General features: G+C 60.0%; 12 protein-coding genes. 7 read left to right on the top strand and 5 right to left on the bottom strand.

Translation table 11 applies throughout. From position 1 onward, the window contains the following. The first annotated feature begins 94 nt into the window (after positions 1-94). Positions 95-649, top strand: a complete 555-nt coding sequence (locus tag ACIQTS_RS11815; protein ID WP_105658857.1) for a TetR/AcrR family transcriptional regulator — start codon at positions 95-97, stop codon at positions 647-649. A 17-nt stretch (positions 650-666) separates the two neighbouring features. After that, positions 667-1923 carry a CynX/NimT family MFS transporter gene (locus tag ACIQTS_RS11810; protein ID WP_402473492.1) on the top strand — a complete coding sequence of 419 codons (1257 nt, stop codon included), beginning with the start codon at positions 667-669 and terminating at the stop codon, positions 1921-1923. Here ACIQTS_RS11810 and ACIQTS_RS11805 read toward each other — a convergent pair. After that, positions 1920-2576, bottom strand: coding sequence for a trimeric intracellular cation channel family protein (locus ACIQTS_RS11805; protein ID WP_402473491.1), 657 nt, complete (start codon positions 2574-2576; stop codon positions 1920-1922). The two genes, ACIQTS_RS11810 and ACIQTS_RS11805, sit on opposite strands and share 4 nt — an antisense overlap. Before the next feature lie 59 nt (positions 2577-2635). Continuing rightward, a complete protein-coding gene (locus ACIQTS_RS11800) occupies positions 2636-3175 on the bottom strand; it encodes a DUF1697 domain-containing protein (RefSeq protein ID WP_400289611.1) in 540 nt (179 codons plus the stop codon). A 75-nt stretch (positions 3176-3250) separates the two neighbouring features. Between ACIQTS_RS11800 and ACIQTS_RS11795 the strand changes: the two genes are divergently transcribed. Then, positions 3251-5200, top strand: a complete 1950-nt coding sequence (locus ACIQTS_RS11795; protein WP_402473490.1) for a prolyl oligopeptidase family serine peptidase — start codon at positions 3251-3253, stop codon at positions 5198-5200. On the opposite strand, the gene ACIQTS_RS11790 is transcribed toward ACIQTS_RS11795, so the two are convergent. Both ACIQTS_RS11790 and ACIQTS_RS11785 read right to left on the bottom strand, forming a co-directional pair. Beyond that, a complete protein-coding gene (locus tag ACIQTS_RS11790; protein ID WP_133834871.1) occupies positions 5197-5607 on the bottom strand; it encodes an RNA-binding S4 domain-containing protein in 411 nt (136 codons plus the stop codon). The two genes, ACIQTS_RS11795 and ACIQTS_RS11790, sit on opposite strands and share 4 nt — an antisense overlap. Before the next feature lie 43 nt (positions 5608-5650). After that, positions 5651-5947 carry a hypothetical protein gene (locus tag ACIQTS_RS11785; protein WP_286172318.1) on the bottom strand — a complete coding sequence of 99 codons (297 nt, stop codon included), beginning with the start codon at positions 5945-5947 and terminating at the stop codon, positions 5651-5653. 129 nt (positions 5948-6076) lie between these two features. On the opposite strand from ACIQTS_RS11785, the gene ACIQTS_RS11780 reads away from it, so the two are divergent. The 3 genes from ACIQTS_RS11780 (at position 6077) to ACIQTS_RS11770 (ending at position 9981) form a co-directional block, all read left to right on the top strand. Beyond that, the gene (locus tag ACIQTS_RS11780) at positions 6077-8521 is read left to right on the top strand and encodes a Tex family protein (protein ID WP_402473612.1); all 2445 of its coding nucleotides are present in this window, start codon (positions 6077-6079) and stop codon (positions 8519-8521) included. Positions 8522-8666: 145 nt separating this feature from the next. Then, a complete protein-coding gene (locus ACIQTS_RS11775) occupies positions 8667-9167 on the top strand; it encodes a ferritin (RefSeq protein ID WP_402473489.1) in 501 nt (166 codons plus the stop codon). Between the two features lie 100 nt (positions 9168-9267). Next, positions 9268-9981 carry an SH3 domain-containing protein gene (locus tag ACIQTS_RS11770; RefSeq protein WP_402473488.1) on the top strand — a complete coding sequence of 238 codons (714 nt, stop codon included), beginning with the start codon at positions 9268-9270 and terminating at the stop codon, positions 9979-9981. A gap of 17 nt (positions 9982-9998) precedes the next feature. Here ACIQTS_RS11770 and ACIQTS_RS11765 read toward each other — a convergent pair whose 3' ends face one another. Then, positions 9999-10664, bottom strand: coding sequence for a LuxR C-terminal-related transcriptional regulator (locus ACIQTS_RS11765; protein ID WP_402473487.1), 666 nt, complete (start codon positions 10662-10664; stop codon positions 9999-10001). A gap of 406 nt (positions 10665-11070) precedes the next feature. Here ACIQTS_RS11765 and ACIQTS_RS11760 point away from each other — a divergent pair. Further along, positions 11071-13194, top strand: a 2124-nt coding sequence (locus ACIQTS_RS11760) for a choice-of-anchor G family protein (protein ID WP_402473486.1), incomplete at its 3' end; no start/stop codon positions are given.

Here is a 13194-nt window from a genome sequence, read left to right as displayed (position 1 = left end):
TGCCCGCAATTGTTAACTGTACCGTCTAGACGGTATAGTTACAATTGTTGGTAAAGTCAGATCGATCACGAACTACACCTTGGAACGGAGAACTATGGCTCGCCCACCTGCTGCCCGCGGCAAAGTGCTTGACGCCTATATCGCGCTCTTGTGCGAAGAGGGGGAGCGGGCAGCCACGCTGGATGCCACGGCCGCACGCGCCGGGGTCTCCAAGGGCGGCCTGCTCTACCACTTCGCCTCCAAGGATGCGCTGGCGGACGCGGTCATCGAGGCCGCGGAGGAACATGTTGCCCGTGATGTCGAGGGGATGCGCACCTCGGCGGAAGGGGCGTCCGTTTATTACGTGCGCACCAGCGCGGAAGTCGATACCGAATTGGATCGGCACCTGGTGGCCCTGCAACGCCTGGCCCAGGCCGGGGTCAAAGCCGCGACGGAAAAAATCGAGAGCACCAATGAGCGCTGGTACCGGTGCATTCTGGATGAAGTCGGCAGCAAGGACATCGCGCATCTGGTGATGCTCGCCGGCGAGGGGCTCTACGCGAACCTGGCCCTGCCCGGGACTTGGTACGAACGCAATTTTGATGGCGAGCTCAATCGCTTACTAGAGTTGGTCTCGAGAATAAAAAAGTTGGGAAACCTCAACGAATAGCGAGCAGGTAGAAATCAATGAAGAACAAGAGCGTTGCTTCTCCAATCAGAGGACGAGTTGGAGCGCTGCTTGGCATCCTGCTGCTGGCACTGTCCCTGCGCGCCGCAGTGGTGTCAGTTTCCCCGTTGCTCTCCCGCATTGAAGCGGATATCGCGTTCACCGAGTTCACCACCGGCCTGCTGGCGATGCTCGCGCCCATTGCTTTCGCAGTCTTCGGCCTGCTCACTCCGCGGTTGATCAAGGCTTTCGACCTGGAAAAAACCCTGATGATCTCGCTGGGCCTAGCTGTCATCGGCCAGGTCGCGCGGATCTTCATGCCCGAGGTCTATTCCTTCCTCGCCCTGTCCATCATCACCTTGGCTGGCTACGGCATGGGCAATGTGGTGCTGCCGCCGTTGGTCAAGAAGTACTTCCCGGACCGTATCGGCATGGTCACCAGCGGCTACGTCACGATGCTGGCCATCGGCACCTGGATGGCCCCTCAGTTCTCTGTTCCACTGGCCAATCTCAGCGACTGGAAGATCTCCATTGGTTCCTGGGCCGCCCTGTCGGGCATCGTGCTGGTGCCATGGCTGGTGCAGCTGGTTGCCGACCGCGGGACACAGCGCCCGGATAATCCCGTCCACGCCAGCGGGCATCCGCAGCCTATCGCCAAGATCAACCCCTGGAAGTCCAAAGTGGCTTGGGGTCTGGCAATTTTCCTGGCCGGGAACTCGGCGCAGACCTATGTCTACTTCACCTGGCTTCCGCCCTACCTGCAGAACCGCGGCCTCGACGAAATGGCAGCTGGCAACATGCTGGCGCTCTTCGCGATCCTCGGCCTGCCGGTCAGCCTGCTGGTTCCGCTCTGGGTGCCTCGGCTGAAGCACCCGATCATTGCAGTCCTGGTCTTCACCTCGTGCTGGATTGCCGGGCACCTTGGCATCTATCTGTCGCCAACGCAGAACACTGCGTTGTGGATCTGCCTGGCTGGCCTCGGGCAGGGCACCTTCGCCATTGCGCTGCTGATGATGAACCTGCGCTCGCGCACAACCTACGGTTCAGGCGTGCTCTCGGGCTTCGCCCAGGGCCTTGGCTATGCCGGTGCCGCGGTGGTTCCCATGCTCTTCGGCGTGGTGCAGAAAGCCACCGATTCATGGGGTGCGGCCTTTTCGATGCTCGGCGGCTGCGTCATCGTGATGCTGGTCGGCGCGATCATCATCAACCCGCCGCGCACCATCGAAGATGATTCGCCAGGCACCGAGGACCTGGGCAAGCTCGAGCGCATCGACTAGAAGTGGCGCTGCGGACCTTCGCTGGACGGTGGCGTGGGGCGGGAGCGATGCCAATGGCCCGCGGCCAACGGGACCGACCAGCCGAAGCGGATGGAAGCCACGCGGATGGCAAAAGCCAAGGCGGCAATGCCGGCGCCCACCGGAACGTTCATCAGCCCCAGATGCCAGGCCACGGCGGTGAGCGCGGCACCCACCATGGCGGCCAACGCGTAGATATCGCGCGGGTTGAACAAATCAGGGGTGACGTTGGAAATGACATCGCGCATCAAGCCGCCGCCTACGCTGGTGATGACACCAAGCAGGACCGCGGTGACCGGATTGAAGTCGTGTTCCAGGGCCTTGAGCGTACCGGTGACGCAGAACAGGCCCAGGCCTGCCGCGTCGAATAGCTGGACCAGGCGGTGCAGCTTCTGCACCGCGGGGGTAAACGCGTAGACGCACAGCGCCGCGAGCACCGGAGGCACAAAGTAGACCGGATGCGCGAAAGTCGCCGGGGACTGATTGAGAGTCAAATCCCGCACCACTCCGCCGCCCAGACCGCAGACCCCGCCGAGGAAGGCCGAACCGAGCAGATCGAAGCCACGGCGCGCGGCCATCAATGAACCCGCGACGGCGAAGAAGAAAATGCCAATGAGCTCGATCAGGATGTACATTCCGGGCCTTTTGCAGGTCAATCAGTGGGTCAAGGCTCAATTATTGCTCACCGGCGATCTCAGCCAAGAATCTTGGCGAGCTTGACCAAGGTGTTGTGGTTACGGGTCGTCACAATGCGTTGCTTTGCCTGTGCGGCCATGAGCTTCCCGATGGGATTCGCGGTGCTTTCGCCCTTGCGGACAATCCACGCTACGGCACGGCCCTGGACCAGATAGGCTCCTGGCCCAGCGAGTCCCTGGATAGCGGCGCCCACCGCTTGGGCATCCTCAGCCGATTCGCAGAGCGTGAAGTAGCCATGGTGTTCGCTGGCCGGATCAGGCAAGGGCAGCGGGAAGGGCTGGGACAGCTGCTGGATTTCCGCGACGGTGCAGACAAGCGTGGGAATCGGCCGCTGGTAGTGCCCGGCCAGAACCGCATTGCAGTGCTCCTGGACTTCCAACGGATCAGAACTGGATGCGCTGAGCACCGCATTGCCGCTGGCCAAAAGGGTTTTCACGTCGGTGAAACCAGCAGCGAGAAGCAGCTGGGCCAGGTCCTTCATCAGGACCTTGACCCCACCGACATTCACCCCGCGCAGGAATACGGCGTATCTAGTCATGGATCAATCCAAGCGCATCGGATTGATGCTTGTCGAGGGTCGTTATGAGTCATAAAGATCGCTAGGATCAAGAATATGCCTACGCACTTACCCTTTGGATCATGGCCATCATCGATTTCCGCGCATGACGTCGCTGCCGGAACCAAGCCGCTGGGCGGAGCCTGCTTCTTCTCGGACAAGCTCATTGTCCAGGAAGGCCGTCCTGCCGAAGGCGGGCGCATCACGCTGATGGAATACGGCACCGACGGCACTGCCGGTGCAGAGCTCATCCAGGCACCATTCAACGTGCGCTCCCGGGTCCACGAATACGGTGGCTCCAGCTGGATGCTCATCGAGGGCGGCACCTCGGCAATTGTTTTTGCGAACTTCGCTGACCAGCGGGTTTACCGGCAAACCGTAGGGGAGCACGATGCCGCGGCCCTGACCCCCGCCAGCGGAGTCGACGCAGACCCGCAGCTGCGCTTCGCCGAATTCACCCCTGGTCCAGAAGGCAGCATCCTGGCCATCATGGAAGACCTGCGGGCAGAACCGGTACGCCACATCGTGCAAGTTCCCCTGGACGGCAGCGCAGCCGAGGACCCGGGCAAGATCCGCATCCTCAGCGCCCCGGCGCGATTCGTTGCAGCGCCACGGCTGAACCCCGCGGGAACCCGGCTGTCCTGGATCAGCTGGGAACATCCGAATATGCCGTGGGACTCCACCGAGCTGCACCTGGCTGACTTCACCGAAGAAGGCGTACTGGAGGACACCGTCATTGCCGGTGGAGCAGAAGTCTCGGTCATGCAGCCGGAATGGCTCGATGATGACCAGTTGGCTTTCATCTCCGATGCCAGTGGCTGGTGGAACCCCTACCTCTACCAGGACAGCTCGGCACGCACCACCCGGCTGGTTGACCGTGCCGCAGAATTCGCCGGCCCGCTCTGGCAGGTGGGCACGCGATGGTACCTGGCAGAAAGCGCCCGCACCCTGCTGTGCTCCTACGGCACCGGCACCACCAAGCTGGCACGCTTGCACGCGGACACCGGGGGATTGGAAGACCTCACGCTGCCATTCACCGGCATCCGCCCGTTCGCGCTGCGTGACGGGTGGCTGCTCGCCGGCACGTCCTCGATGACCCAGGGCGAAGAAATTACCTTGATCAACCTCGACACCTTGGAACACCACCCGGTGACCCGTGCGATTGCGCAGCTGCCGGATCCAGCGGTGCTTCCGGAGGTTGAAGAGTTCGAGTGCAAGAACCTCGCCGGCCAGTCCGTCCACGCGTTGCTCTACCGGCCTTCCCAGGAAGGCTACGCAGGGATGGAGGGCGAACTGCCGCCCTTCGTCACCTTCGTGCACGGAGGCCCGACCAGCCAGGCTTCCCCGACGCTCAGTGCCACGGTTGCCTATTACACCTCGCGCGGGATCGGGGTAGTCGATGTGAACTACGGCGGCTCCACAGGCTATGGCCGCGAATACCGCAACCGCCTGCGCGGCTCCTGGGGCGTAGTCGATGTTGCCGATACCGTCGCGGTGGTCAACGCGCTGGTAGCGCAGGGCATTGCCGACCCCGCACGCATCGGCATCGAAGGCGGCAGCGCCGGCGGGTGGACCGTGCTGTGCGCGCTGACCTTCTCCAATGCCTTCACCGCGGGCATCAGCCGCTACGGTGTTTCGGATCTGGTGGGCCTGGTGCAGGACACCCACGACTTCGAATCGCAGTACATGTTCACGTTGGTCGGACCGTACCCGGAAGCTGCCGATCTGTACGAGAAGCGCGCGCCAATCAATCACGTGGCGAAGATTTCCTGCCCCGTATTGCTGTTGCAGGGGGATGAAGACAAGGTGGTGCCGCCGGCGCAGTCCCAGATCGTGGCGGACGCGCTGGCCGAACGCGGCATTGCCCATGCCTACATTCTCTTCGAAGGAGAACAGCACGGGTTCAGGAAGTCGGAGAACATCATCAAGGCGTTGGAAAGCTCATTGGCCTTCTACGCGCAGATCTTCGAATTCCAGTCGGACGTTCCGGCGATCGTGCTGTCCTAGGACAGATCAGGACCTGGATCCGGGGCCTGCCAGGAATCCCGCAAGCGATCCATTTCGCGGCGGTCCTTCTTGGTGGGCCGGCCGGCGCCGCGTTCGCGGATCGGTACCTGGGGAATGACCAGGCGTTCGCGCGGCGGGGTGTGGTCGATGTAGCATTTTGCGGCAACTGGCGCGCCGACGCGCTTGGAGATCAGCCCGCTGACTTCCAGCTCGCGGTCGAAACCGTCTTTGCGCACACGGATGCGATCACCGGAGACAACGGTTTGCGAAGCCTTCACCGGATCGCCGTTCAAGCGAACATGTCCGGCACGGCAAGCAGTGGTCGCGGACGAACGGGTCTTGTAGATGCGTACTGACCACAGCCACGCATCGAGACGTACTTTGCCGCTTCTTGGAATTTCGACCATGGGAAAATTCTAAATCAGCAGATGGCTAGTGCCGTTGAAGCTGCTAAACCGTAGCCTCGTCGCAAATCCCGATCAGGCGCTGCTGCAGCGCTTCGGGTGCTTGGTCTCCTGAATTGGCGAGCTCCTGGAGCACATCGACCAAGTCTTGCGGCAGGCCACCGCCCTGGACCGACTTCACAATGGACGAGAGGACACGAAGTTCGCTAGCGTCAATGGTGCCGTCCTGTACCGGTGCGCAGGCCTGGCGCACGATTTCCTTGGACGCTGCATCGGTCAGCTGGTTAGCCGCGTCGGCCGCGGTGTCTTCAACAAATGCGCATCCGGTGCTCAATAGAGCCATACACGAAATCGCAACGAGCGCTGTTGCTTTTCGAACTTTCTCAATCCCCATAACAATAAATCATAGCCATGGAGATTGAGTTTCTGCTGAATGCCAACCGAGTCGATCATCTGAAGATCGGATGGCATGATGCACAATGGATCGGTGACTAGCGAGCAGAAGAACACCGCAAATGACAGCGCAACGGGGCAGCAAATCATTGCCCAACTGGCCCGGGAACTCTCCGAGGAATCCGCGGTAGCCCCCTGGCAGGTCAAGGCAGCGATCGAGCTCCTGGACTCCGGATCCACCGTTCCCTTTATTGCCCGTTATCGCAAAGAGGTTACCGGCATGCTCAGCGACAGCCAGCTGCGCCTGCTCGAAGAACGGTTGCGCTACCTGCGTGAATTGGAAGACCGCCGCGCAGCTGTACTGGAAGCCATCGCCGAAGCCGGCAAGCTGACCGACCAGCTTGCCGAGGCGATTCGCGCCGCCAGCACCAAGGCGGAACTCGAAGACCTGTACCTGCCATTCAAATCCAAGCGCCGCACCAAGGCCCAGATTGCCCGCGAGGCTGGCCTGGAAGCCTTGGCCGATCTGCTGCTCGCGGACCCAATGACGGATCCGGTGCAGGCGGCTGCCGGCTACCTGAACCCGGATGCAGGATTTGCCACCGACGCAGATGCGCTTTCCGGCGCGCGTTCCATCGTGACCGAGCGCGTATCCCAGGATGTCGTTCTCGCCGGTGAACTGCGAGAACGCCTGTGGAACACCGGCAAGATCGGTGCCAGCGTCGCCTCGGGCGCCACCGCAGAGGGCCAGGGAAAGTACTCCGATTATCTGGACTATGTGGCACCACTTGATCGCTTGCCATCGCACCGGGTCCTGGCACTGTTGCGCGGTGAACGCGAAGGCGTGCTGAATCTGCAGCTCGCTGAAGCTGATCCACGCGACGAACAGGCCTTGGACGAAGCGCGCAGCGCCTACGAGAACGCTATCGCCTCCTCCCTGGGGCTGAACGTTCCCACCGGTGCGCCTGCTGCCAAATGGATTGCGCAGACCGTGCGTTTGGCGTGGAAAGCCCGCCTGCTGACCCGCTTTGAATCAGACCTGCGCTCACGCCTGTTCGAAGCCGCTGAAGATGAATCGGTGAAGATTTTCGCGGCGAACCTGCGCGATGTGCTGCTGGCGGCGCCGGCCGGCAACAAGGCCGTGCTGGGCTTGGACCCGGGCCTGCGCACCGGTGTGAAGGTTGCAGTGGTGGACCTGACCGGCCAATCGGTGGAAACGGCAACGATCTATCCCCATGCGCCAGCCAATAAATGGAATGAATCCATCGCGGTACTGGCCAAGCTAGCCCAGAAGCACGGCACCACGCTGATTGCGGTAGGCAACGGCACAGCGGGGCGCGAAACAGACCGTCTGGCTGCCGAGGTCATCAAGGTGCTTGGCGGCGAGGGCGTCAGCAAGGTCATCGTCTCGGAAGCCGGCGCTTCGGTCTACTCGGCCTCCGAATTGGCCAGCCAGGAATTGCCGGATATGGATGTGTCGCTGCGCGGCGCGGTATCGATCGCCCGCCGCTTGCAGGACCCGCTGGCCGAGCTGGTGAAGATCGATCCGAAGTCCATCGGCGTGGGCCAATACCAGCACGATGTCACTGCCTCGAAGCTGGACCGCGCACTGGATGCGGTGGTCGAGGACTGCGTGAATGCCGTCGGCGTCGACGTGAATACCGCATCCCCTGCCTTGCTGGCCCGTGTAGCCGGCGTGGGACCGCTGCTGAGCCGCAACATCGTGGATCACCGTAACGCCAACGGCCCTTTCGCCACCCGCAAGGATCTGCTGAAGGTACCGCGTCTGGGAGCCAAGGCCTTTGAACAGTGCGCAGGCTTCTTGCGCATTACCGGCGGCAAGGAGAAACTCGATGCTTCCTCGGTGCACCCCGAAGCTTATGTTCTGGCCAAGACCCTGCAGAGCAGCGCCGAGGCGCAGGGCCGCCGGCTTGAAGAGCTGAACCCGCAGGACTTCGCCACGGACCAATTTGGCGAGCCAACCATTCGTGACGTGATTGCCGAGTTGCGCCGTCCTGCCCGCGACCCCCGTGGCGAATTCGTGACGGCCACGCTCAAGGAAGGCGTCGAGACCATCAAGGACGTCAAGCCGGGGATGATCATGGAAGGCACCGTCTCCAACGTTGCCGCCTTCGGTGCGTTCGTGGACCTGGGCGTCCACCAAGACGGCCTGATCCACGTCTCGGCCATGAGCAGCAAGTTCATTTCGGATCCTCGCGAAGTGGTCAGTTCCGGCCAGATTGTCAAGGTCAAGGTGCTGGAAGTGGATACCGTGCGCAAGCGCATTTCGCTGACTCTGCGACTGGATGACGAACTGCCTGCTGCTGGCGCGGAGGCCAGGAACTCCGGACCAGGCGAACGCAAGGGACCGGGAGCTGGCCGTTCGGCGCGCTCGGGCCAGAACCGCACTGGCCAGAACCGCACTGGGCAGAACCGCAAGGCCCAGCCCGCGCAGGGTAAACCGGCTGCACCGGGCAACACCGCGATGGCCGAGGCGCTGCGCAGAGCAGGACTGGGCAAGTAGGTTAGCATCGTATCGGCATGCCTAAGTTAGGTTAGTATCGGCTACATTAACTCGATCCCAACTTGGGATGATTCCCTAATTCAGGTTTGACTAAGTGAGTCCGAACTTCGGTGACAAGGTGGCAAAACAGGTTTAGTCTGATGACATGGAACTTACAGGAAAACTGGCAGAAGCCTTCAGCACCCAGGTAACTCTCGAACTAACCGCAGCAACGGTTTACCGTCAGCTGGCAGTTGAAATGGACGTATTGAGCCTTCCCGGCATTGCTGGCTGGTTCCGCGCCCAGGCCGGCGAGGAAATCGTGCACGCGGAAAAGTTCATGACCCACATGACCGACCGCTCGGCCCACCCGAAGATTGGCGAGCAGCCTGCCCCGACTGTGAATGTGAACAGCGTTGCAGATGCCTTCGCAGTTTCCTTGGCCCACGAGCAGAAGGTCTCCGGAGCGATTCGCGAGCTGTACCGTTTGGCGCAGACCGAGGGCGACATCGACTCCCTGCCGCTGCTGCACTGGTTCATCGATGAGCAGGTTGAAGAGGAAGCCACCGTTGGCGAAATCCTGGATCGCGTCAGGATGATCGGCAACGATGGAAGCGGCCTGCTGCGACTGGATGCAGAGCTCGGCTCGCGTTCTTCCGCATCCTAAGAGGCGGCGAAGCACGCATCTTCTAAAAATGGAATAAACTTAGGGAAGCAACCGGTGGTTGCTTCCCTAAGTTTTTTCATTTGAGGTGGTTGTGAACCAGGTGGGCTATCCACATCAGTCGGCTCGGACGTCGTCCATTGCCAATACCCACCGGACGACTGCCTCGCTCAAGCTGCGCAAGGGCGCCGGCCGCCACTACGTAGTGCAGAGCCATTTGGAGCAAGGCACAGAGCTGGTATTGATTGAGGTCAACGGCTCGTGGGCGCATGTTCTTGTGCATCGTATCTACGGTTGGCTGCCGAATATCTATCTCGAAGCGATTCCTGCGGTCTTTGACGAGCCGGCAGTTGCCGAAGACGATGATGAGCTGGCCGAGCCAGTTCTTTCACGCTATTCGTTGATCGAAGCCACTCATGTTACGACGGCAACGCTGAATCTGCGCAAGGGCAGCGGCACCGGGTATCCGGTGCTCAAGGTCATTGACCAGGGGTCCAAGGTCCGTTCGATGCTCCAGCAGGGATTGTGGTCCCAGGTGCAGTGCGGCAAATTGCTGGGCTGGGTTCCCAGCATGTACCTGCAGGAGATTCCCTCCCGTCCAGCCAAGGGCGGGCTGATCGCCGTCCCCAACCAGCGGGCACTGACCACCATCGGATTGAACGCGAGACGCGGTCCTGGCGACCATTACTCGCTAGTGCGGATTCTTCCGGCCGACACGGCCGTGGTCATCGTTGCGCGCCAGGGTGCGTGGCGGCAGATTGACCGTGACGGCGAAGAAATGTGGATCCCTGCCAGCCAGCTTCGTACGGTGTACTGACCAGATTCGATTCTGTTTCAGGCGATCTGCAGATCTGCAGATGAAACCAATCCGGATTCTGTAGCCACTACTGCCAGCTGCACACGATTGGTGACGCCCAGTTCCTCCATGATGCGCGCCAAGTGGAGCTTCACCGAGCCCTCGGAAATATGCGCGATACGGGCGATCTGCGAATTGGTGAGCCCGGCCGCTACCAGGCGCACCAGGCTGCGATCGCGTTCGCTGAGCTTGCGCACGACGGATTGCTGGCCTGAGCGGCGCACGATTTTCGCGGTCGATTCCCAACCGTCCGACGGCTGGGCAAAAAGTTGGTAGCCTGCAGCGAGCATGCGCAATGCGCTGGGCAGTTCCGAGCTGATGGAGCTTTTCGAGATCAGTCCCGAGCTGCCAGCATCGTAGGCCTTGGAGATATCGTCCCGCTGGTATCGGGCAGCCAACACCACGATCTTGGTATTCGGTGCACTCTCGGAGATGTCCCGAATCGAGCAATACAGATCCGTCCCATTCAGCGACGATTCCAGGATGACGAGGTCCGGCTCCAACTCGGTTGCAGCTTGAACGGCCTCGGACATGCAATCCGAAACATGCTCGATCACCATGTCGCTGGCCTCGGCTAAGACTCCAGCAATCCCGGCCCGTGAGAAATGGTCACTATCAGCCAGATGAATGCGGATGTGCGACATACAAGAATCCTCCATCACTACGAACTGGTGTTGTCCTGGCCAATCCTTCTCAATGCATCCTGAGTTGGGGATAGCTAGCAGGTGATTCACAGTCTATGGCCAACTAGTCAAATCCCTTGGCTTGACAGATAGCATTGCGGGGTTGTTGTCATACTGTTACATCACTGTTTGGGTAAATTTTCAGGTCAACTGTTGTAAGTGCGTTATTTTCTCTAATGGCAAGAAGTTAAATTACTGCTCAGTATTACCTGCTGGCCATCGATTCTGACCGCGTGGCTAAGAAATTTGACCTGAGTATGCAAAGAAATGGCTGAAAGAAACCTGTGAGCCGGGGTTCGTCCAGCATAGGGTCAAATAGGAGCTCTTTGGGGTTTCCTAGATCACAACCAACTTTTGGAGGATAGTGGTGCAAGCAAATAATTTGCCACCAGCTAAGGGCGCTAAGCTCAAGGCAGCCCGTCCGGTGCTAGCTGGCGCAGTCGTCGCGAGCCTGTTCGTGGCCCCGACCGTGACCGCAGCATATGCAGCTCCTGAAGATCATTCAGAAGCTTTCGGACAGGTCATCAATGTAGACGGACTAGGGCTAGAGGTAGCTGACGCCGGCTACTCCTTCTCGGCCAACCCGAGCTCCACAGACGCTCAATCGAACCGGTTGAATGTAGCTGCGCTTAACGGTGCGCTGGATCTAACGCTGCCGACCATCAACCTTCCAGTTATCAGCGAAGATGAATCTGGCCTTCTCGAATTGGGCCAGATCGGCGCGCTCTCGTCGTTCGCAATCGCTGACACTCCAACCCATGCCAAGGCTTCGGCGGGCGTACTGGATGGAGACGGTGCATTGGCATTGGACACGGCGCCCGGCGATCTTGCAACCATCGACCTGACCAAGTTGTTCGGCCAGCTGAATGTGGACGGCGTGACCAACGAAGTCTTGGACGTTGCTGAACTGCAGCTGGGTGCACTAGGTTCAACCACCGAACGACTCGATGGCGCGGATCCAACGCACGAATACCAGATTGCTTCGGCAACCGTAGACCTACACAGCCCACTGTTGACTGAGCTCAATGGAACCCTAACTTCTACCACGACCGCACTCGGTACCGCGTTGGATGGCCTGGTTGGCGAAGGCGGAACTGTAGCCGAACTCGTTGCTGCTCTCAATGGCATCAACCTCAATGTCCTTGTGGCTGAGGTCGGTCTGTCCAACTCCAAGCTGACCATCGACGGACTGGATGACGTCGTAGGAATCGCGAATGGTGTACTGTCCGAGGAATTGGTATCCGAATCGGGTCTAGTATCCGTCAACCTCGGCGCAGGAACCGTCAATATTGACCTTTCGAAGTTACTGAAAGGCGGCTTGAACGACCAGCCAGCCAACACCAAGTTGCTGGATGACGCTATCGCCCAGCAGATCAGCACCGAGCTGACAGGCTTGCTTGACGAGGTCGTCACGAACCTGACCACGGCCGTGAATGAAGCACTTGCAGCCGCAACGTTCACCTTGACCGCAGATGTTAATGCTGAAGTTCTCTTCGTTGACGTTGTTGATGGCGGCATTAACATAAGCGGTTCGCTTGCCGACCTGCTGAATGGCAAGAGCGAAGCCTTCACCGTAGACAACAACCTGTCACTCCTCTCCGGCACTCTAGACTTGACTGCAGTTCTCGATGCTGTTGTCGATTCGGTCTTCGCTATTCTGGATTCGACTCTGACGGAAGTAACCGCTGTGGTCGATGGTCTTCCTGAAGCCTTGAATGGTGCGGTTGCCAACGTGGTTGCTCCACTGATTGACGGAGCGATCGAGCCACTGCTTGAAGGTGTTCTGGAAATCACCATCAACGAGCAAGGCACGATCGCAAGCGCCGACGTTACCAACCTTGTAGCAGCACCTGCAGCCGCCCAGATGGTGGCTCCGGCACCAGCGGGAGAGCTTAACTACGTAACTGCCCTGGCAATCGACGTCTTGCCTGATGCTACAGCGCTTGCAGTTGGCGTTGACCTAGGCACCTCAGCAGTTCGTGCAGCTGAAGCGCCGGCAGTGGCCGTTGTTGATATCCTGACTCCGATCGACGGTGATGTACTTCCTGTTGGCCCAGTTGAGGTGACGGGTACCGGTGAGGCTGGCACCGAGGTAACTGTTTCGATTCCGGGCCAGAATGATCAGGTGACCACTGTTGACGGAGACGGAAACTGGACTGTCACGTTCCCTAACGTGCCAGCCGGTGACCACACAGCTACTGCAACGGACGAGAACGAATCAACCGATTCCGTAAGCTTCGTGGTAGTTGAGAACAGTGATGAGAATACTGCGGATAACACTGACGCGAACACCGATGCCAACACGGATGCGAATACTGACGCGAACACCGATGCAAACACCGATGTGAACACTGCGGATAACGCTGATGCGAACACCGATGCCAACACCGATGTGAACACCGATGTGAACACTGCGGATAACGCTGATGCGAACACCGATGCCAACACGGATGCGAATACTGACGCGAACACCGATGTGAACACTGCGGAG

The sequence above is a fragment of the Glutamicibacter sp. NPDC090743 genome (genome assembly GCF_044769125.1).
Lineage (GTDB): Bacteria > Actinomycetota > Actinomycetes > Actinomycetales > Micrococcaceae > Glutamicibacter.
The sequence above is the reverse complement of the archived record's forward strand: the minus strand, read 5'-3'. Positions and strand labels throughout refer to the sequence as shown.

What these genes read in the sequence shown, in the direction of transcription:
- ACIQTS_RS11815 (WP_105658857.1), top strand. Translation starts at nt 95, where the DNA reads ATGGCTCGCCCACCTGCTGCCCGCGGCAAAGTGCTTGACGCCTATATC.
- ACIQTS_RS11810 (WP_402473492.1), top strand. Translation starts at nt 667, where the DNA reads ATGAAGAACAAGAGCGTTGCTTCTCCAATCAGAGGACGAGTTGGAGCG.
- ACIQTS_RS11805 (WP_402473491.1), bottom strand. Translation starts at nt 2,576, where the DNA reads ATGTACATCCTGATCGAGCTCATTGGCATTTTCTTCTTCGCCGTCGCG.
- ACIQTS_RS11800 (WP_400289611.1), bottom strand. Translation starts at nt 3,175, where the DNA reads ATGACTAGATACGCCGTATTCCTGCGCGGGGTGAATGTCGGTGGGGTC.
- ACIQTS_RS11795 (WP_402473490.1), top strand. Translation starts at nt 3,251, where the DNA reads ATGCCTACGCACTTACCCTTTGGATCATGGCCATCATCGATTTCCGCG.
- ACIQTS_RS11790 (WP_133834871.1), bottom strand. Translation starts at nt 5,607, where the DNA reads ATGGTCGAAATTCCAAGAAGCGGCAAAGTACGTCTCGATGCGTGGCTG.
- ACIQTS_RS11785 (WP_286172318.1), bottom strand. Translation starts at nt 5,947, where the DNA reads ATGGCTCTATTGAGCACCGGATGCGCATTTGTTGAAGACACCGCGGCC.
- ACIQTS_RS11780 (WP_402473612.1), top strand. Translation starts at nt 6,077, where the DNA reads ATGCACAATGGATCGGTGACTAGCGAGCAGAAGAACACCGCAAATGAC.
- ACIQTS_RS11775 (WP_402473489.1), top strand. Translation starts at nt 8,667, where the DNA reads ATGGAACTTACAGGAAAACTGGCAGAAGCCTTCAGCACCCAGGTAACT.
- ACIQTS_RS11765 (WP_402473487.1), bottom strand. Translation starts at nt 10,664, where the DNA reads ATGTCGCACATCCGCATTCATCTGGCTGATAGTGACCATTTCTCACGG.